The sequence below is a fragment of the Diplocloster modestus genome, from assembly GCF_019042245.1.
Classification (GTDB): domain Bacteria; phylum Bacillota; class Clostridia; order Lachnospirales; family Lachnospiraceae; genus Diplocloster; species Diplocloster modestus.
Genome location: NZ_JAHQCX010000003.1, coordinates 236,832 through 255,974 on the forward strand (window position 1 = coordinate 236,832; position 19,143 = coordinate 255,974).

15 protein-coding genes are annotated in these 19,143 nt (G+C 47.5%); 1 reads left to right on the top strand and 14 read right to left on the bottom strand.

The genetic code is table 11. From position 1 onward, the window contains the following. Position 1 precedes the first annotated feature (1 nt). From KTH90_RS06065 to KTH90_RS06105, 9 genes are all read right to left on the bottom strand, one after another. On the bottom strand, positions 2 to 796 hold the full coding sequence (locus KTH90_RS06065; protein WP_158350557.1) for a carbohydrate ABC transporter permease: 795 nt from the start codon (positions 794 to 796) through the stop codon (positions 2 to 4). Continuing rightward, entirely contained in the window at positions 797 to 1,681 is an 885-nt protein-coding gene (locus KTH90_RS06070; RefSeq protein ID WP_158350555.1) for a carbohydrate ABC transporter permease, read from the bottom strand. 87 nt (positions 1,682 to 1,768) lie between these two features. After that, entirely contained in the window at positions 1,769 to 3,163 is a 1,395-nt protein-coding gene (locus tag KTH90_RS06075) for an ABC transporter substrate-binding protein (RefSeq protein WP_238726447.1), read from the bottom strand. Positions 3,164 to 3,338: 175 nt separating this feature from the next. After that, the gene (locus KTH90_RS06080; protein WP_238726448.1) at positions 3,339 to 4,214 is read right to left on the bottom strand and encodes an alpha/beta hydrolase; all 876 of its coding nucleotides are present in this window, start codon (positions 4,212 to 4,214) and stop codon (positions 3,339 to 3,341) included. Positions 4,215 to 5,263: 1,049 nt separating this feature from the next. After that, a complete protein-coding gene (locus KTH90_RS06085; protein ID WP_158350549.1) occupies positions 5,264 to 6,406 on the bottom strand; it encodes a C40 family peptidase in 1,143 nt (380 codons plus the stop codon). 170 nt (positions 6,407 to 6,576) lie between these two features. Next, positions 6,577 to 7,500, bottom strand: a complete 924-nt coding sequence (gene trxB / locus KTH90_RS06090) for a thioredoxin-disulfide reductase (RefSeq protein WP_238726449.1) — start codon at positions 7,498 to 7,500, stop codon at positions 6,577 to 6,579. A gap of 244 nt (positions 7,501 to 7,744) precedes the next feature. Further along, positions 7,745 to 8,281 (bottom strand): rubrerythrin, encoded by a 537-nt coding sequence (rbr, locus tag KTH90_RS06095; RefSeq protein ID WP_158347123.1) that lies wholly within the window; start codon positions 8,279 to 8,281, stop codon positions 7,745 to 7,747. A gap of 109 nt (positions 8,282 to 8,390) precedes the next feature. Beyond that, positions 8,391 to 8,933: an NADH peroxidase gene (locus KTH90_RS06100; protein WP_158350545.1), complete on the bottom strand. Its 543-nt coding sequence runs from the start codon at positions 8,931 to 8,933 to the stop codon at positions 8,391 to 8,393. Between the two features lie 109 nt (positions 8,934 to 9,042). Then, positions 9,043 to 9,438, bottom strand: a complete 396-nt coding sequence (locus KTH90_RS06105; RefSeq protein WP_238726450.1) for a Fur family transcriptional regulator — start codon at positions 9,436 to 9,438, stop codon at positions 9,043 to 9,045. A 195-nt stretch (positions 9,439 to 9,633) separates the two neighbouring features. On the opposite strand from KTH90_RS06105, the gene trhA reads away from it, so the two are divergent. Beyond that, positions 9,634 to 10,287, top strand: a complete 654-nt coding sequence (gene trhA, locus KTH90_RS06110) for a PAQR family membrane homeostasis protein TrhA (RefSeq protein WP_238726451.1) — start codon at positions 9,634 to 9,636, stop codon at positions 10,285 to 10,287. Positions 10,288 to 10,472: 185 nt separating this feature from the next. On the opposite strand, the gene KTH90_RS06115 is transcribed toward trhA, so the two are convergent. The 5 genes from KTH90_RS06115 to ileS all read right to left on the bottom strand — a co-directional run bounded on the left by KTH90_RS06115 (position 10,473) and on the right by ileS (position 18,929). Next, positions 10,473 to 10,724, bottom strand: coding sequence for a GIY-YIG nuclease family protein (locus KTH90_RS06115; protein ID WP_158350539.1), 252 nt, complete (start codon positions 10,722 to 10,724; stop codon positions 10,473 to 10,475). A gap of 205 nt (positions 10,725 to 10,929) precedes the next feature. Next, positions 10,930 to 11,709: a M23 family metallopeptidase gene (locus KTH90_RS06120; protein ID WP_158350537.1), complete on the bottom strand. Its 780-nt coding sequence runs from the start codon at positions 11,707 to 11,709 to the stop codon at positions 10,930 to 10,932. 114 nt (positions 11,710 to 11,823) lie between these two features. Beyond that, positions 11,824 to 12,780, bottom strand: coding sequence for a SpoIID/LytB domain-containing protein (locus tag KTH90_RS06125; RefSeq protein ID WP_158350535.1), 957 nt, complete (start codon positions 12,778 to 12,780; stop codon positions 11,824 to 11,826). A gap of 542 nt (positions 12,781 to 13,322) precedes the next feature. Next, complete coding sequence (locus tag KTH90_RS06130) at positions 13,323 to 15,776, bottom strand: glycogen/starch/alpha-glucan phosphorylase (protein WP_238726546.1); 2,454 nt, start codon at positions 15,774 to 15,776, stop codon at positions 13,323 to 13,325. A 42-nt stretch (positions 15,777 to 15,818) separates the two neighbouring features. Further along, positions 15,819 to 18,929, bottom strand: coding sequence for an isoleucine--tRNA ligase (gene ileS, locus KTH90_RS06135; protein WP_238726452.1), 3,111 nt, complete (start codon positions 18,927 to 18,929; stop codon positions 15,819 to 15,821). Positions 18,930 to 19,143: the final 214 nt, after the last annotated feature.

The window sequence follows — 19,143 nt, forward strand, 5'->3', positions numbered from 1 at the left end:
CCTACCCTTTCACCGCTCCCTGCGTTAAGCCGGAAATCAGGGATTTTGATGCAAAAATATAAAAAACCGCTATGGGAAAAAGACAAATGGTCAACGCGGCAAACATTACCTGCGTCGGAAATTTTGTGGAGGTAGCAGAGGCTGCGAATCTGATCGGTATCACCGATATTGGCAGCCTGCTCTGATCGCTGATAAAAATCATGGCCATCTGCAGTTCGTTCCATGCATTTAAAAATGTCTGGATCAATACAAATGCAAGTCCGGGCTTGGCGATCGGCATCATAATCGAGGAAAATATCCGCAGCATACCCGCTCCGTCTATATATGCCGCCTCCATCAGCTGATCGGGCAGCGAATCAAAATAATTCTTAAACATCATCAGACTAAAACAGCAGTTTAACGTGACATACGGCAGCACCACCGAAAGTCTGGAACCCAACATACCCATGCTCTTTACTGTATGAAACAGCGGGAAAATAAGTGCCGAGACAGGTATCATCAGTCCCATAAGTATAACATAATACAGCGTCTTTTTTAAGGGAAATTCCAATTTGGAAAAGGCAAAAGCCGCAAGGGAAATTACGACAGCCACCAATACCAAAGTGCATCCCACGATCAGGACACTGCTGGCAAAATTTTCCATCAGGTTAAAAGAATCAAAAACCAGCTTGTAATTCTCAATACCATCCACTGAAAATGATTTTACCAGCATGAGAACAATTGGAAAAACAAATAGTGCAGATGCCGCAATACAAAACACCTGCAGTAAGGTTCTTTTGAATTTTAAGATTGTCATCTAACACAGCTCCTTATCCTTATCGCCTTTATAATAAAAGTAGAGTTGGACAGCCGTTATAATCATTGCTATCAGGAACATAACCATCACAATCGCAGACGCCTCCCCCTGTTTAAACAGGTCGAAAGACATCGAATAGATGTAGGTGGAAAAGAACTCCGTCGCGTGATTCGGGCCTGCCGCAGTCAGAACATAGGGGATATCAAAAGTCTTCAGCGATCCGATCATACCCATGATAAATATTGTATAATGCGTTCCCCGAAGCAGCGGAAACGTAATCTTCGTAAACTGTGTCCATCCCCCGGCGCCATCTATCTTCGCAGCTTCATAGAGTTCCCCCGGTATATTCAGCATATTCGTGTAATACAGCAGCATGCTGTATCCGGTCCACTGCCATATATTTACAAAAATCACACAGCCCAGAGCTATCTTCGGCTCTGCCAGCCACTGCCGGCAGAGCCCATCCAGATGCACCGCCCGCAAAATACCGTTGAGATAGCCCCGGTTGGTTTCAAAGATCTTGGAAAATATCTGTCCTACAACGGCCGGCGTCGCGATGATGGGAAGATAGATCAGTGTCCGGTAAATCTGTGCAAATCTCATCTTGTTCCTGAGAATCACAGCAAAAAGCAATCCCATCAGTGCCTGGACCAGGATGGTCACCAACGCAAATATGCAAAAATTCCTGACGGCTATCCACATTACCGGATCGTTCAGTACCTCTATGTAATTTTGGATCCCGATAAAGGCTTTCTCCCGATCGATACCGTTCCATTCATAAAAGCCGATCCACAAATTATAAACAATCGGATATACGATAAATATCAAAAACAGGCCCAGTATTGGTGCGATAAACATATAACCTATATAATTCTGCCTTTTCATCTCTCATACCTTTCCTGCTTGCCACGGAGCTGCAGAAATAAAGAATTTATCCCGGCAGCTCCATCTGTATCAATAGGGCAATCGTTTTTATCTCTGGGTCGTCCCGGAGACGGATTCGATCTGCTCCGCTGCCTTCTGAGGAGTTACCTGCCCCACAGCAAGTGCCTGAAGCATATCTCCTATGCTGTTATTCAGCTCCGGATAAGGGATGATTCTGTCCCCCGCCACATTACCTGCTGCGTTATCCAGAACAACCTGCAGCGCCTCCTGACCGTCTTCGCTGAGTCCTTCCACATTTAATTCCATATCGGCGCGCGACGGCATATACTCCAAATATTTATTAACCAGCAGATCCTGGCCTTCATTTACCAGGTAGTCCATAAACCGGAAGGCTTCCTCCTTAACCTTAGAATCCTTATTCATACAAAGTACCACATCGGTTGCTGATGTTACCGGGCTAACCTTGCCGTCATTGTTCCAGTCGATCAGAAATATCTCATGATCTGCTCCGTCGGAGTTGAATACCTGATGTGTTTCCGTATCCCCCAGCGTATACATGTTCATCGCCCATGAACCATTGAGAATCATCGGGATGCTTCCTTCCTTCTGAAACTGGTCATTGACATCATTATACAGTGTCATACCCACGGCTCCGTCCTGGAATATCCCTTCCGTAAAACAGTTCTGCCAGATGGTAAACGATTCCACCAGTTCCGGGTCCGTAAAGGGGGTTTTTCCCTCAATGGCAGAGTAAAGTTTATCACTGTTCAAATCATTTGCCATACTCATCCAGACATCCACATTCAGCCAGGCATCCTTTGCGCCAATTGACAGCGGGAGCTGACCGTTTTCACGCAGCACTTTACTGTCTGCCAACAGCTCTTCATAGGAGGACGGAACATCCAGTCCGTATTCCTTCAGCATATTTTTATCTGCCCAGGCATAGCCGGCGTAGGTAACTCCCAGAGGTATTCCGTAGTAATTTCCATCCGACTCAAGTGAGCTCATACAGCTGTCGTAGAATTTGGATAACCATTCATCTCCCCAGGCACTGCTGCAATAAGATGACAGCTCTTCCTCAAAATCCCGGAACTCCTGATAATTAGCTCCCGTACTCATACCGTAAATATCCGGCCCCTCTCCTCCTATTAATCGAACCTTCAGCTGTTCGTGATGACTCCCGGGATCCACATATACATAGTTGATTTCAATATCCGGATTCTCCTGCTCGAAGGCTGAAATAATCTGATGAATCGCACAGTCCTCACCGGTATCTGCCGGATTCCAGGTCTGGAATGTGACAATTGTCTTTTCTTCCGATACCGCCGCATCTTCCTTCCCGGCTTCTGTGGCTGCCGGCTTATCTGTTTCGCCGCTCTGTGCAGCCTTTTCACTACCTCCCTGTGCACCGCAGCCGGTCACAAACATCGCAACCGTCAAAAGCACGGCAAATATTCTGTACCATTTCATCTTCCTTGTCATTTTGCATCCCTCCCATTTCATTCAGGTCAACAGTGTCAATAAATGCGTTTCACTCTGCAGAGCAAATAGGATATCAGCGGCTGCTACGGTCCTTACCGCTTACAAGTAAATTATACCGCTTGCCGACCGTTCTCAATAGTTCCATTATTACACTAAATGTGATAATACTTTAGATTTATTTCTCATTGAGCCACTGAAACATCAATGCAGTCCATTCCTGACAGGACGAATTTATCTCCTCCGGCCTGCCGGCTGTAAATTCATTGGCCAGTGCCAATCCATGTACTCCCCGCTCAAACACATGCAACTCATAGGGTATTTGGTGGCGCGATAATTGCAGGGCATATTCCAACGCGTTTTCCACGGATATCATTTCGTCCTCCGCTGTATGCCAGATAAAAGCTGGTCTTGTATTCTCATTCACCTGGCAGACCGGGCTTAACTTTTCTAATGTTAATATGCCTGGACTCTTATCTTTGCAGATAACCTCAATAGACCGTTCCAAAAACGCTTTTACCTCAATGTTCATACTGTCATCGTCTGTAAGGAACCTGCTTAAAATCCGTAAGTCACATAAGGGGTATCCTAATACTACTGCTCTGATCTTCAGCCTGGCACTTACGGTATCCAGCGTCTTCGCCATCTCCGAATCGGACCAGCAATTACTGTAGAAAGCCGCCAGATGAGCTCCTGCAGAAAATCCCACAAGAATAATTGAAGACGTATCCACATGCCACTGTTCTTCCTTCTCATATAATGTTCGAACGGTTATCCCCACTTCCCTCAGCGCCCTGAAAAAAATATCTGATCTCACGTCCTGTGCGGTAGCTATACTATAATGCAACACGATAGCATGGTACCCCTTCTGTAAAAATGTCAGCGCTACCGGCTCCCCTTCTCTTTCCGATAATTTCATAAACCCTCCCCCCGGGCATATAAGCACCACCGGTCTTTTCACCCCCTGCTGATACTCCTTATAATCGTCTATAAGATAAGCAGTAAAATAAGCCTGACTATCTGCCTTCGATAAATAATGTTTCCGTACTTTCATAACGTCCCCCTTTCCCATATAATATATTTCATGACCAATATACCAGACAAATCGTTTAAGCAATATACAGATAATCAAGGACTATGTATCTATTTTTATTAAGCCTTACAAATAATGCAACGCTTAACTGTATGGATACCGGCAAAATATTATCTTATAAATCGTTTGTTTCGGTGTTGTTATCAGACAATTTTCGACATTTCAGACTATCGTTCAGACGATAAAAAAGTCAATACTTTTTTCAACATATTTTTTATAAAACGTCGATTTATGAGGATTAAACAAAACTTCTGTTCGTTTTTTATCCACTCACATTCCCTCGTTTTATGTGATTTAATGTGGATAATGTGCATAACTTAGTGTATAACTCGATTTCACCTACTTTTTTCGAGTTTTCGATGTGGATAACTTTTTGCATAATACATCCTTTTTATGTTAAGCGCTATCGACGAAATTTGACATTTTTGTGCAAAATGCATACTTCCCACTTTGTCAATACCGCGGCCCCATGTACACAATTAAATACAATTTCATAACGCTACTATTCACCACCTGCAAGTAAGTAACCCTAACCCTTTTACCAAAGATCTCAGTCCGCCAGAACCAGGATATGGAAGGGTAAGCCCTCCGCTTAAGGCCAGGGATCGTGAGGGGGGCCGGGGACGCTTGCGGCGGCCGGGTTCTTTTGTGTCACCTTGAGAGCGCATAGGGCGGCTGTGCATCCGCTTAGTGAAATCGGAAAGCCGGGTTCAGGATGACCGGCGGACTTCACGTCCGACGGGCAAGAGCCTCTGAACCGGGAACACATCCTGTGTTCCTGGTGAATAGGCTCGGTTCCTGAACACGGCTTTCCGATTCCACTTAGCGGATGCCAGCACAAGCCCTCCGCGCTCCCAAGGTGACACAAAAGAACCCGGCCGCTGCAAGCGTCCCCGGCCCCCCTCACGATCCCTGGCCTTAAGCGGAGGGCTTACCCCAGCCCGAGCATGAGCCCGTCCATGGCGGGCAACCTAAAAAAGACCTCTGCATCCGCAGAGGTCCTAATTTTACTAATTCAGATAACTAACAGCCTTAACCGGTGAACGGTAATTGTAATTCGATACTTTAATGCCGCCCTGAGGGGTACTGGCATGGACTACCTGGCCATTTCCGATATACAAAGCCACATGATTGATGCTTCCGCCGTTAGAGTAGAACAACAGGTCTCCAGGCTGGATCGAATCCATAGAAACCTCTCTTCCGCCTGCTGCCTGGGATCTGGAATCTCTCGGGATTCCTACCCCATTATTCGCGAATACCGCCATGGTGAACCCGGAACAATCCGCTCCGTTTGTCAGGCTGGTGCCGCCGGCTACATAGGGATTACCCACTACGCTGAGTGCTGTATTGATGATAGCCGCTCTGCTGCCGGATGCTTCTCCGCCGGAGGAAGGTACTGAGCTTTCCTCTGACTTGGAACTCTTTGACTTAGAATTCGCATCTGCCTGTCTCGCGGCGTTTTGTGCCGCCTGCTTAGCTGCCTCTTCTTTTTCCAGTCTGGCCTGCTCTTCTTCTATCGATTCTGCCTGTACAAAATCTGTTCTGATATCTACATATTCGCTGGATACGAATCCGACTACGTCGGCGTCTAAGGATACCTTAACCCAGCCGTCCAGCTCTTCCACTACATCCAATTCTTCGTCGATGGGTACCAGCGTCAGGATGGTGGATTCCGTGTTCATGTCCTGGCGTACATACAGGGTCGTTGTATTTACCTTCGCTACCCTGTGCCCAACCTGCTTGGCCAGTTCTTCGCCCGCTTCCCCGGTCACTACATATTCTCCTTTTACATATCCGGTAACGGAACCTGAGGTGATCTGATACCAGTCTCCCTCCGAGCCCTGAACGGTAGCTGCCGAGTTATTATATAATTTACCGAGAACCTGGCCCTCTTCACTGGCGCTGTCTCTGATGTTCACGTAATTATCTACCTGCGCTATAGCGATGTCCGAATATTCGGACTTCACGGTGGGGACCAGATACTCCTTTATCTGAGCGTCCACATTTGGATTCGCGGTTTCTGCTTCTGTAAGTATTGTGCCGATTCCTGCTGTGACTCCTGCTGTTCCTGCTGCCGCGCTCATTGTCATTCCGCTGAATGTGATCGCGCCGACCAGACAGCCTGTTGCAATTCTCAGGTACTTGCTTTTCATGTGAATCCTCCGAACTATTAGTTATTTCAGATATATTATTAATTATTACAAATTTGTTACAAATGTTAAATTCAGTATACTGCAAGCACAGAGCCTTGTCAATACACTGGATAAATTTAACATTTTGTTCAGAATTCACATTTTGTTAATATATAAGGGGCTTTCAGAGCTTACTTCAGGGTCAGTAAATACTTCTGAACCGAGGTTACCGCGTTCGCCCCATCGGATACCGCCGTAACAATTTGCCGTAACATTTTCGTTCTCACATCCCCGGCCGCAAATACACCCGGGATGTTCGTAATGCCTTCTTCCCCTGCGATCAGGTATTTTCCTTCATCCATCTCGACCGGGTGTTCAAATTCATCGGAATTCGGAAGGATTCCCACCGCAATGAAAATGCCGTCTACCGCAAGCTCACTGGCCTCGCCGGTTTTCTTATTGTGAACCTTAAGTTTTTCCACCTGCTGATCCCCGCTGATCTCATCCACAACTGTATCCCAGACCATTTCCGCATTGTCCAGTTCGAATAGATTATGCTGCAGTATGTTTGCCGCACGCAGCTCATCCCTGCGGTGGATCACATATACTTTTTTGCAGATTCTGGCCAGAAAGATCGCGTCTTCCACGGCTACGTCCCCGCCGCCTGCCACCGCTACCGTCTTACCGCGGAAAAATGCGCCGTCACAGGTCGCGCAGTAGGAAACGCCCATACCTGACAGTTCTTCTTCCCCCGGTACTCCCAGCTTCCTGTGGCGGGCGCCGGTGGCGATAATTACCGATTTCGCTTCGTAGGTTTCCTGATCCGTGATCACCCTCTTAACCGCGCCGCCATCCACCAGCTTGCGCACTTCCGCCTCGGCAAATACCGCGCCCAGTTCATCCGCATGCTCCCGGAACTTGGTTCCCATGTCAAAACCATTGATTCCTTTTAAGCCCGGGTAGTTATCCACTTCGTAAGTATTCAGAACCTGACCGCCGCTGGCGTAGTTCTTCTCCATTACCAGGGTATCCAGTTTTGCCCGCTGCGCATAGATCGCCGCAGACAGTCCGGCCGGCCCGCTTCCTATTATAATAAGATCATATTTATGTCCCATATCATGATACTCCTTTTCTTCCATTTTTCTTGTAGTCAGATCCGTACCTATAGATTCATTTAGCAGCTATATACCAAATCTATTCCACTCATCAATTAGTATTCCCCTGTTTAAGAAAAAATCCGCCGATCCATGTAAACCTCGACGGATTTTTTATTGAACTTTTTATCATCAAACTTCCCGACTGGAACTGGCCGTTCTGATTGGACATGTCCCAATTCTCAATTCTATGCACTAACTGCTCTTAGTAATTTTCAACTTTTCTTTCAAAATATGCACGGGGATGGGAACATACCGGGCAGATCTCGGGAGCTTCCTCTGCCATATGCACGTAACCGCAGTTTCTGCATTTCCATCCCAGAGGGGCATCGGTCTTGAAAGTCTTGTCTGCCTTATAGCTGTCTAATAACTTCAGGTAACGTTTTTCGTGAGCAGCTTCCACACGGGCAACGCCTTCGAACTTAACCGCAAGCTCTTCAAAGCCCTCTTCTCTGGCTTCTCTGGCCATCCTGGCATACATATCGGTCCACTCGTAGTTTTCTCCCTCAGCAGCGCTTAAAAGGTTCTCATCTACGCTGCCGATCCCGTACAGCTCTTTGAACCACATTTTTGCATGTTCTTTTTCCTGATCCGCTGTCTCCAGATACAGAGCCGCCATCTGCTCAAAGCCCGCTTTCTTGGCTGCGGAAGCGAAATATGTATACTTGTTTCTTGCCATAGATTCTCCGGCAAATGCGTCGGCCAAATTTTGGGCTGTCTTTGTTCCATCGTACTTTGACATGTGTTTATCCTCCTTCGTTTCCAACATGGACAAAAGTGCCTGTTGAATAAGTAAAGGCAGGCATTATCTTTGCCTGCCCCGTTATCAATGCCTATATTTAATTATCCTATTATGCGAAGTATCTGTCAAGTAAACCTTTGAAAGCTTTACCGTGACGGGCCTCGTCTCTGGCCATTTCATGAACAGTGTCATGGATTGCATCCAGGTTAGCCGCTTTCGCACGTTTTGCCAGGTCGAATTTACCAGCGGTAGCGCCGTTCTCAGCTTCCACACGCATCTCCAGGTTTTTCTTGGTGCTGGCGGTAACCACTTCGCCTAAAAGCTCTGCAAATTTCGCAGCATGCTCTGCTTCTTCGTAAGCAGCTTTTTCATAGTAAAGGCCTACTTCCGGATATCCTTCTCTGTGGGCTACTCTCGCCATAGCCAGGTACATACCAACTTCTGAACATTCCCCTTCGAAATTCATTCTCAGGTCTTTGATAATATCTTCGCTGACACCCTGAGCTACTCCTACCACATGCTCAGCTGCCCACTGCATCTCACCGGACTGCTCGATAAACTTCTCAGCAGGTGCTTTACAGATCGGACAGAACTCCGGTGCAGAATCTCCCTCATGAACATAACCACATACAGAACATACAAATTTTTTCATCTTACTTATCTCCTTTTCTTTTTTATATTTTATTTTTAATATTAGTAACGATTACTGATATTAACTTACCACAAATTTCCATTCTCGTCAATAGGTTTTCAAAAATTTTTTAAGATTTTTTTATGCAGTCACCACAGACTCCGTAGAAATATGTCATATGCCCCTTGATCTCACCGTCAAAATTCTGACCGGCAATTACATTGATATGATCGATGCTTTCCATCTTAAGATCAAGGACGTTCTGACACTCCGTGCAAATAAAGTGATAATGTGGTTCCGTGTTACCATCAAAGCGGTCCGGGCCATCCCCTACCGAAAGCTTCAACACTTCACCCATATCCACCAGCAGAGATAAATTCCTGTAAACCGTTCCGAGACTGATGTTCGGATACAGGGCCCTCATATTCGCATATATCAAATCAGCAGTTGGGTGATCATAGCGATTAGCCAGAAACTCTTTGATTGATTCCCTCTGACGGCTGTATTTTAGAGCTGACAAAAGCATTCTCCTTTCTTTAAATAATAATAATTATTACTGTTTTCATTATAATAAGTTCAGCTGTCTGTGTCAACTAATTTTTTAATATTTTTTTATTTCAGTTGCTTTTTTTACAGAATGCGTGTAATATATGAATATCTTATTATGTAGTATTTATTACTATGTTATGAAATAATAAAAACACCATCTGGAGGTATTGCTATGAAATTGAAAATAAAAGATCCCGGCAGTACAGTCACCCATTTTATCGGAGTCCTGTTCGCACTCATAGGGGCGATCCCCCTTCTGATGAAAGCCTCTCAACACTCCAATCCCGTCTATCTAATTTCAATGGCAATTTTTATGTTAAGTATGGCCCTGCTGTATGCCGCCAGCACCACCTACCACTCTCTGGATCTGTCGGAACGCGCCAACCGGATCCTGAGGAAAATAGATCATATGATGATCTTCATACTCATCGCCGGGACTTATACTCCCATCTGCCTGATCGTCCTTCAGGGATCTACGGGATACAGGCTTCTGACTGTCGTTTGGGGAATCGCTCTTGGCGGAATCATCATTAAAGCCTGCTGGATTACCTGTCCGAAATGGTTTTCTTCTATATTATATATAGCCATGGGCTGGGTCTGTGTCCTGGCTTTTGCCAAAATTGTCCGGGCTCTGCCAACCGCGGCCTTTGTCTGGCTTCTGGCGGGAGGCATCATTTACACGGTGGGTGGAATTATCTATGCGTTAAAATTAAAAATATTTAACTCGCGGCATAAGAATTTCGGATCGCATGAAATCTTTCACCTGTTCGTCATGGCCGGCAGCGTCTGCCATTACATTGTCATGTATTATGTATTGGGGCTTTAAAGCACTGTCATTTAATTTATGCGGATACCGGCAATTTTATTCTGTGAAAAAGAGTTTCGCAAGCGAAACTTTCCACCGCAGTGCGATCCCCGCGGAGCGTTTTTTATTTCATAGGAGCACTTTCCTATGAAACAAGAAAGACCTTTGAATCTGGATTACCGCTTGCGCTTTCCGATTCAAAGGTCCTATGGGCACTGCGCTGATTTGATCAGCTGCAGCTTTTTTTTACGATCCATTCTTTTGATCTGCGCCTCTCTGGACATAGCCTCTTCCTTTGTATTAAAAGTCTCCAAATGAACCAAAGTAACGGGGCCCCGGCTTCTGGTGTATTTCGCGCCTCTGCCGCTGTTGTGGTCGGCGATCCTTTTTTCGATATTGTTTGTCCAGCCGGTGTACAGGCTGCCATCTTTACATTTGACTATATACGTATAATTCATAGCTGCTCCATATGTAAAGCGCACATACTAAAACGAAAGTATGCACGCCGTCTATTTTAAGCAATCGACCAAACAGTATATTACCCATAATAGAACGAGAAACGGAAAGTAAAGTATTTCGATTGCGTGATGTGCTGCTCGTTCCGTAATCCGTCGATTAATATATTATACTCCACTTTCCGGTTTTTGTGTATGGATTTTTCAATTACTCAAGATAGTTCATAGGGTCTACGGGCGCGCCATCCTTACGCATTTCAAAAAAGAGATTGCTTCCTTCTACGCTGTAATACTTCGTAGGCTCGCTGATATAACCGATAATCTCTCCTTCTTTTACGTTGCTGCCCTCTTCTACCGGCACTTCTTTTAACTGTCCGTAGATGGCTTCAAATCCATTTCCAAGATCTACGGTCACCGTGGTTCCGGTTTCTTCACTGACAACTACGGATGTAACGGTTCCGGGTGCCGCTGAAAATACCTGTGAATTCACATCGCCCTGTATAATCAGTGCGGGGTTATATTTATACTGATCCAGTGTGGAAAAATAAATGCTTTTATCCATGCTATAGTCCATCAGTACATTTCCGGTTACCGGCCATGCGATCTTATCTTCCTCGCTAAAGCTGGGACTGGGATTCACTTTGGCATTTGTCTGCGCTACAGGTTCTTCTTCCGGTTCCTGTTCCGTTTCTTCTGCTTCTGCTACCGTCTCTTCCGCCTCCGGGGTGGGAGTCGGTGTTGCCTCAGGTATTACTTCTTCATTTACAACGTGGTTGGTTGTCGCTTCAGCGGTATCCGGCGCCGGTGTCTGCTGTGCCAGCTGTTCCTCTGCTGTATCACTTAAATCAACCAGATCCTGTGTATCATCTTTTGATCTGTTTCCGGCCCAATACATACCAACTAATGCAACGGCAGCTACGAAACACAGACTCAAGGTTACTACCGTTGCCCGTGATTTCAGAAAATTTACTGCCTTCTTTCTCCTCATAATCATCACCTCGCATATATCTTTGCCGGATTCCAGAAAAGATATACTTATTTTGGCAGATTACTGAGGGAATTCCTGGCTTATTTCCCTTATTTTTTCAAATATAATTTTGGCTTATTTGGCACCGTCATAGGCCTTGACTTCAATATTCGGATAGAAATAGGCCAGGATTTCCTGACAGCCTTTTCCTTCTTTGGCCAGTTCGTTGGCCTGGTATTGGCTGACTCCCAGTCCGTGTCCCAATCCTTTGGTGGTAATCCTGATCTCATCCCCTGTCATGCCAAAGGACAGGCAGCTGGAATTCAGATCAAACAGCGTTCGGAACTCTTCACCGGACATGGTTACATTTCCTATCTGTAATTGGTTTACATATTCCGCACTGTCGGCACTTGCGATCTGAATCTGTGACAGCAGATCGTCTTCTGTGACTTCCATCTGGGGATATTTCTCCCGCAGCCGGTCCAGGATCTCGTCCGGCCTGTATGTACGGATCTCCAGGAACTGCTTTGATTCCAGATCCTTCGGACATTCCACACTGGCCAGATAGGGAAACTGATCACTCCCCAGAGCCTCCGCTGCGCTTCTGGTCTTACCGGCGCTGACAGCGTGGAAGGACGCTTCGATCAGTCCTCCCTGCCAGGTGGCTACCTGTCCCGCCGTCGATTGGACCAGTGTTTTCAGCCTGTCGTAATTTTCTGAAAAATTTTCAAACCCCCACAGCTTTTCAAGATCTTCTGTACCGGCTGCCGCCGACGGGTCCTTTCCCTCTTCGATCTCCTTATATGCCTCTGTCCTGGCTATGACAGCCTGGGTCTTTATGGCCTCATCTTCGTATGTCATGGGAATCTGCTTTGCAACCAGATGCATGACCCGGTCTTCCATATCGATACCGTCCGCTTTGCCATAACCTCCTGCCTGGCTCTCTGTCTGGCTCTTATCCTGGCTTTGGTTCCGGACCTTTGGCGCTGTGATAGAACTTTCATCCCTCCCAGAGATAAAGAGAGTCAATACATAAGGCAGCAGCAGTATTACAACCGCCACTGCCACTAAATTCTTTAATTTTTCTTTCAAAGGATCACCGCGTATACTTTGTCCTTATATCTATATGCGCGGAGTAAGGATTCCATTCTTACCGTCTTATTTTTTATTGTTACAGTCTGTCACAAACAAAAAATACTGCCTCCCAAACTTCACCAAAGCAGGAGCGGACAGGCGCAGGGCGCAGTTCCGGGGGAAGCGGCTGCCTGGAACGGGCGCCGGCCGGCCGCCTGAGGGAAGCGGGTATCCGTCTGTTCCGTCACATAAGGCGCCCGTGTGAAATCTTAATGAAATCCGGCCGGGCTGTTAAGGGCGAAGGGCTGCATTCCCTGCAGCCCTTCGGTGGCTTCTGAGCTGCGAATGCATCAGCATTCGGTGCGAATAAGCCACGTTCCCATAACAGCCCGGCCGGATTTCATTTAGATTTCACCGGGAGAAAGCCTTAAGTGACGGAACAGACGGATACCCGCTTCCCTCAGGCGGCCGTCCGGTGCCCGTTCCAGGCATCCGCTTCCCCCGGAACCGCGCCCTGCGTCTGTCCGCTCCGGCCCTAAGTTCTACAAGTTAGGAACCACCTACCCCTCCGTCACGATCTGCACTTTATCCAAATGCCAGATCTCATCCACATACTGCTGTATCGTACGGTCCGAAGTAAATTTTCCACAGCTGGCGGTGTTCAGGATAGCCATCTTCGCCCAGCGCTTCTCATCCCGGTAAGCCGCCTCCACCTGCCTGTGCGCCTCGGCGTAAGGTTTGAAGTCTTTGAGGATAAAATACGTATCAGCCCGTTCCGAGCTCTTGGTGTTCAGCAGCGAATCGTAGATATCCCGGAACATTTCCATGTCGCCGTTTGCGTAGGTTCCGTTGATCAGCTGCATCAGCACTTTCCGGATATCCTGGTCATTGTTGAAGATATCCATCGGATAGTAGCCGCCATTCTTTTCATACTGTATGACTTCATCGGACCGGAGGCCGAAGATAAAGGCATTCTCCTCACCCACTTCCTCTACAATCTCCACATTGGCCCCGTCCATGGTGCCAAGGGTGATGGCTCCGTTCAGCATGAATTTCATATTGCTGGTACCGGAAGCTTCCTTGGACGCGGTGGAGATCTGCTCGCTGACATCCGCGGCCGCGAAGATCATCTCCGCGTTGGATACCCGGTAGTCCTCGATGAATACCACTTTGATCTTACCGCCTATGGATGTATCGTTATTTACTACGTCCGCCACGGCGTTGATCAGCTTGATGGTCAGTTTCGCCCTCCGGTAGCCGGCCGCAGCCTTGGCTCCGAAGATAAAGGTTCTGGGATAGAATTCCATATCCGGATGCTCTTTGATCTGGTTGTACAGATACATGACATGCAGGATGTTCAGCAGCTGCCGCTTGTATTCGTGCAGGCGCTTCACCTGTACGTCGAAAATGGATCTGGGATCCACTTCGATGCCGTTGTGCTCGTATATATATTTGGCCAGGCGCAGTTTGTTCTGGTATTTGATATTCATGAATTCCTGCTGGGCCTTTTCATCATCCGCATAGACCTTAAGCCTTGAGATCTGCGGCAGGTCGGTGATCCACTCTTTTCCGATGTGGTCCGTCACCCAGGATGCCAGCGGCTGATTGCCGTGCAGCAGGAATCTTCTCTGGGTAATACCGTTGGTTTTATTGTTGAATTTCCATGGCATCATCTCATAGAAATCTTTCAGCTCCTGGTTTTTCAGGATCTCCGTGTGCAGCTTCGCCACACCGTTGACCGAATATCCGGAGGCGATGGCCAGATGCGCCATTTTCACCTGACCATCGTAGATAATGGCCATTTTCTTGATTTTTTCCTGGTTACCGGGATATTTCTGCTGTATTTCCATGATAAATCTGCGGTTAATTTCCTCGATAATCTGGTAGATTCTGGGCAGTAACTTGGAGAACAGCTCGATCGGCCATTTTTCCAGTGCTTCCGCCATAATCGTGTGGTTGGTGTAAGCGCATGTCTTCGTGGTAATCTCCCACGCCTCATCCCACTCCAGGCCTTCTTCGTCCATCAGGATACGCATCAGCTCGGCGATGGCCACGGTGGGATGGGTGTCATTCAGCTGGAACGTCACTTTTTCGTAGAATTTGTGGATATCACTGTGTTTCTTTTTATATTTTTCAATGGCCGCCTGCACACTGGCTGATATGAAGAAATACTGCTGTTTCAGTCTCAGCTCTTTTCCGGCGTAGTGGTTGTCGTTGGGATACAGCACCTCCACGATGGTCTTTGCCAGATTCTCCTGTTCCACCGCCTGATGGTATTCTCCCTTGTCGAATTTGTCCAGCTGGAAATTGTTGATCGCTTCCGCATCCCAGATCCGCAGCGTATTTACCACATGGTTGTTATAGCCGACGATTGGCATATCGAAGGGGATCGCCAATACAGACTGGTAATTTTCCTGGATAAATTTCATTTTGCCGTTTGGCTCCATCTCCACACGCACATAGCCGCCGAATTTCACTTCCTTGGCATATTCGGGTCTGCGAAGCTCAAAGGGATATCCATCTTTCAGCCACTGATCCGGCACCTCTATCTGATAGCCGTTTTCGATCTTCTGCTTAAACATTCCGTAACGGTAGCGGATTCCGCACCCATACGCCGAGTATCCCAGGGTTGCCAGGGAGTCCAGGAAGCAGGCTGCCAGACGGCCAAGGCCGCCGTTACCGAGGGCTGGATCGGGTTCCTGGTCCTCGATGGCATTCAGGTCGAATCCCAGCTCTTCCAGGGCTTCCCGCACCTGGTCATAGGCCATCAGGTTCAGCAGGTTGTTGCCCAGGGCCCGGCCCATCAGGAACTCCATTGACATATAGTATACGGTCTTCGGGTCTTCCTGCTCATAGGTCTTCTGCGTAGCCAGCCAGTCATCGATAATGACGTCTTTTACCGCATAGGACACCGCCTGAAATACCTGCTGGGGCGTGGCCTCCTCCAGGGTTCTGCGGTAGAGCGTTTTTACATTATCTTTTACACTCTTCTTAAAAGTTTCTTTATTAAACATTTGATTGGTCAATAATCATTACCTCCTTGTTTTGGCAGAAGTCTATTGTTTCTCCACCCCGAACACTACCTTCTCCCCATTGATATTCCATTCTTTGGTATATCCCAGTACAGCCTCCTGGCTCAGGGATACGGCCAGTACTTCTGATTTTATCTCATCCGCGTGTTCTGTCATAAGCTCCGCGATTTTTTTATTCTGCCCGTAAGTAACCCTGATCTTATCGGTCACTTCGAATCCGGCTTCTTTTCTCATAGTCTGGATCTTACTGATGATCTCACGGATAAATCCTTCTTCCAGCAGTTCCGGTGTCAGGTTTGTATCCAGAACTACCGTCACATCGCCGTCCTGTTCCGATACATAGCCTTCCATCTGCGCCGTGTCGATCAAAAGGTCCTCTTTCAATAATACGACATCCTGACCGCTAATATTCAATTTCAGACTGCCGCTTTCGTTTAACTCATCCATTGCGGCATTCCCATCCACATCGGCCAGCGCCTGCTTAATGCCCCCTAAAAGCTTGCCGTACTTAGGTCCAACCGTTTTTAACTGCGGTTTGAAACTGTAGGAAGTAAAGCTTCTGACGTCCTGCGTAAAGCTTAATTTTTTCACATTCAGCTCATCTTCGATGATCTCCTGATAGAATTCAGGCAGGGTAAAGGAAGCCTTGATAAACATCTGCCCTATGGGCTGGCGGTTCTTGATATTGGCGGAATTACGGCAGGCACGTCCCATAACCACCACTTTTAACACCGCGTCCATGTTGTTTTCCAGCTCTTTATCGATCCAGGCTTCATTGGCCTTGGGGAAATCACACAGGTGTACGCTTTCCGGCGCGGCCGGATCAATATTGCATACCAGATTCCGGTAGATATCCTCCGTCATAAAAGGAATCATGGGCGCAGCGGCCTTTGACACGGTTACCAGGGCGGTATACAGCGTCATATAGGCGTTAATCTTATCCTGCTCCATTCCCTTCGCCCAGAATCTCTCACGGCTTCTTCTGACATACCAGTTGCTCATATCGTCCACAAATTCCTGCAGTGCTCTGGCTGCTTCCGGGATCCGGTAGCTGGACAGATTGTCATCCACTGTCTGCACCAGCGTGTTCAGTTTGGACAAAAGCCACTTATCCATTACCGGCAGCTTCTCATATTCCAGTTTATATTTTGTCGCATCAAACTGGTCGATGTTGGCGTACAGCACGAAGAACGCATAGGTGTTCCACAGCGTACCCATGAACTTTCTCTGTCCTTCGGTTACCGCTTTTCCATGGAAGCGGTTCGGCAGCCAGGGCGCGCTGTTGATATAGAAATACCAGCGGGTCGCATCCGCCCCGTAGGTATTGAGAGCGTCGAAGGGATCCACCGCGTTTCCTTTGGATTTACTCATCTTCTGTCCGTTTTCATCCTGGACATGTCCCAGAACGATCACGTTCTTGTAGGGCGCCTTGTTAAAGATCAGCGTGGAGATAGCCAGCAGGGAATAGAACCATCCTCTGGTCTGATCCACAGCTTCTGATATGAAGTCCGCGGGGAACTGCTGCTCGAACAGATCCTTATTTTCAAACGGATAGTGGTGCTGCGCAAAAGGCATGGCCCCGGAATCAAACCAGCAGTCGATCACTTCCGGCACCCGGTGCATTTCTTTCCCGCATTTCGGACACCGGATGGTCACGTTGTCGATGAACGGACGGTGGAGCTCGATGTCATCCGGACAGTTGCCGGACATTTCTTTTAATTCCGCGATGCTGCCGATGGAGTGCATATGGCCGCATTCACATTCCCAGATATTTAAAGGTGTCCCCCAGTAACGGTTCCGGCTGATGCCCCAGTCCTGTACATTCTCCAGCCAGTCTCCAAACCGGCCTTTTCCGATGCTTTCGGGAATCCAGTTGATGGTGTTGTTGTTCCGGATCAGGTCCTCTTTCACATCCGTCATCTTGATGAACCAGGACTCTCTGGCATAATAGATCAGAGGGGTATCACATCTCCAGCAGTGAGGATAGCTATGCTCAAAACTGGGTGCGGAAAACAGAAGGCCTCTGTCTTCCAGATCCTTTAACACCAGCGGGTCGGCTTTTTTACAGAACGTCCCCTCCCAGGGAGTCTCCTTCGTCATCTCGCCTTTGCTGTCCACCAGTTGAACGAAGGGAAGATCATATTTTCTCCCCACGTTGGAGTCATCTTCACCAAACGCCGGAGCAATATGAACGATACCCGTACCATCGGTCAGAGTGACATAATTATCACAGGTAACATAGTACGCTTTCTTATTGGGCTTCACAAACGGGAAGAGAGGCTCATATTCCTTATATTCCAGATCCTTCCCCGCATAGGTTTCCAGCACTTCCACATCGCCTTCCAGCACGCTGTCTGTCAGGGCCTGTGCCAGATAATAGATTTCGCCGTTATTTTTTACCTTTACATAAGTCTCAGACGGGTTTACACATAACGCCACGTTGGACGGCAGCGTCCAGGGCGTGGTGGTCCAGGCCAGGATATAGGCATCCTCACCTTTCACCCTGAACTTTGCGATGGCTGATTTCTCTTTGACATCCTTATAGCCCTGTGCCACCTCGTGGCTGGACAGCGGGGTCCCGCAGCGGGGGCAATAGGGCACGATCTTAAAGCCTTTATATAACAGGCCTTTCTCCCAGATCTGTTTTAGCGCCCACCACTCAGATTCGATATAGTCGTTGTGATAGGTTACATAAGGGTGCTCCATATCCGCCCAGAAACCAACGGTAGCGGAGAAATCCTCCCACATGCCCTTATATTTCCAGACACTCTCCTTACAATGACCGATAAAAGGCTCCAGGCCATATTCCTCGATCTGCTCCTTTCCATCCAGCCCCAGCTGTTTCTCCACTTCCAGCTCCACCGGCAGTCCATGTGTATCCCAGCCTGCCTTCCGGGGAACCATGTGTCCTTTCATCGTCTGGAAACGGGGAATCATATCTTTGATGACACGTGTCAGCACGTGTCCGATATGGGGTTTTCCATTTGCTGTCGGCGGTCCGTCATAGAATGTATAAGTATCACATCCTTCTCTGTCCTGCATACTCTTCTCAAAGATGTGATGATCTGCCCAAAATTTTTCTGTCTTTTTCTCCCGTTCCACAAAATTCAGGTCGGTTGATACTTTGTCGTACAATTGAATTCCCTCCTTTAGTAATTTAAAAACTGACTTTTTTAATAGGATGCGACTATAGGATGCATCTTTTCTACTGAACAACTTTATTTCATAGGAGCACTCCCCAATGAAATAAAAAAACCTCCCTCCTGCGAACAGGACGAAGGCATTGACTCCGTTGTACCACCTATCACCGCATACCATCATACGCGTTCCCGGTAACGGCGGAATGCCG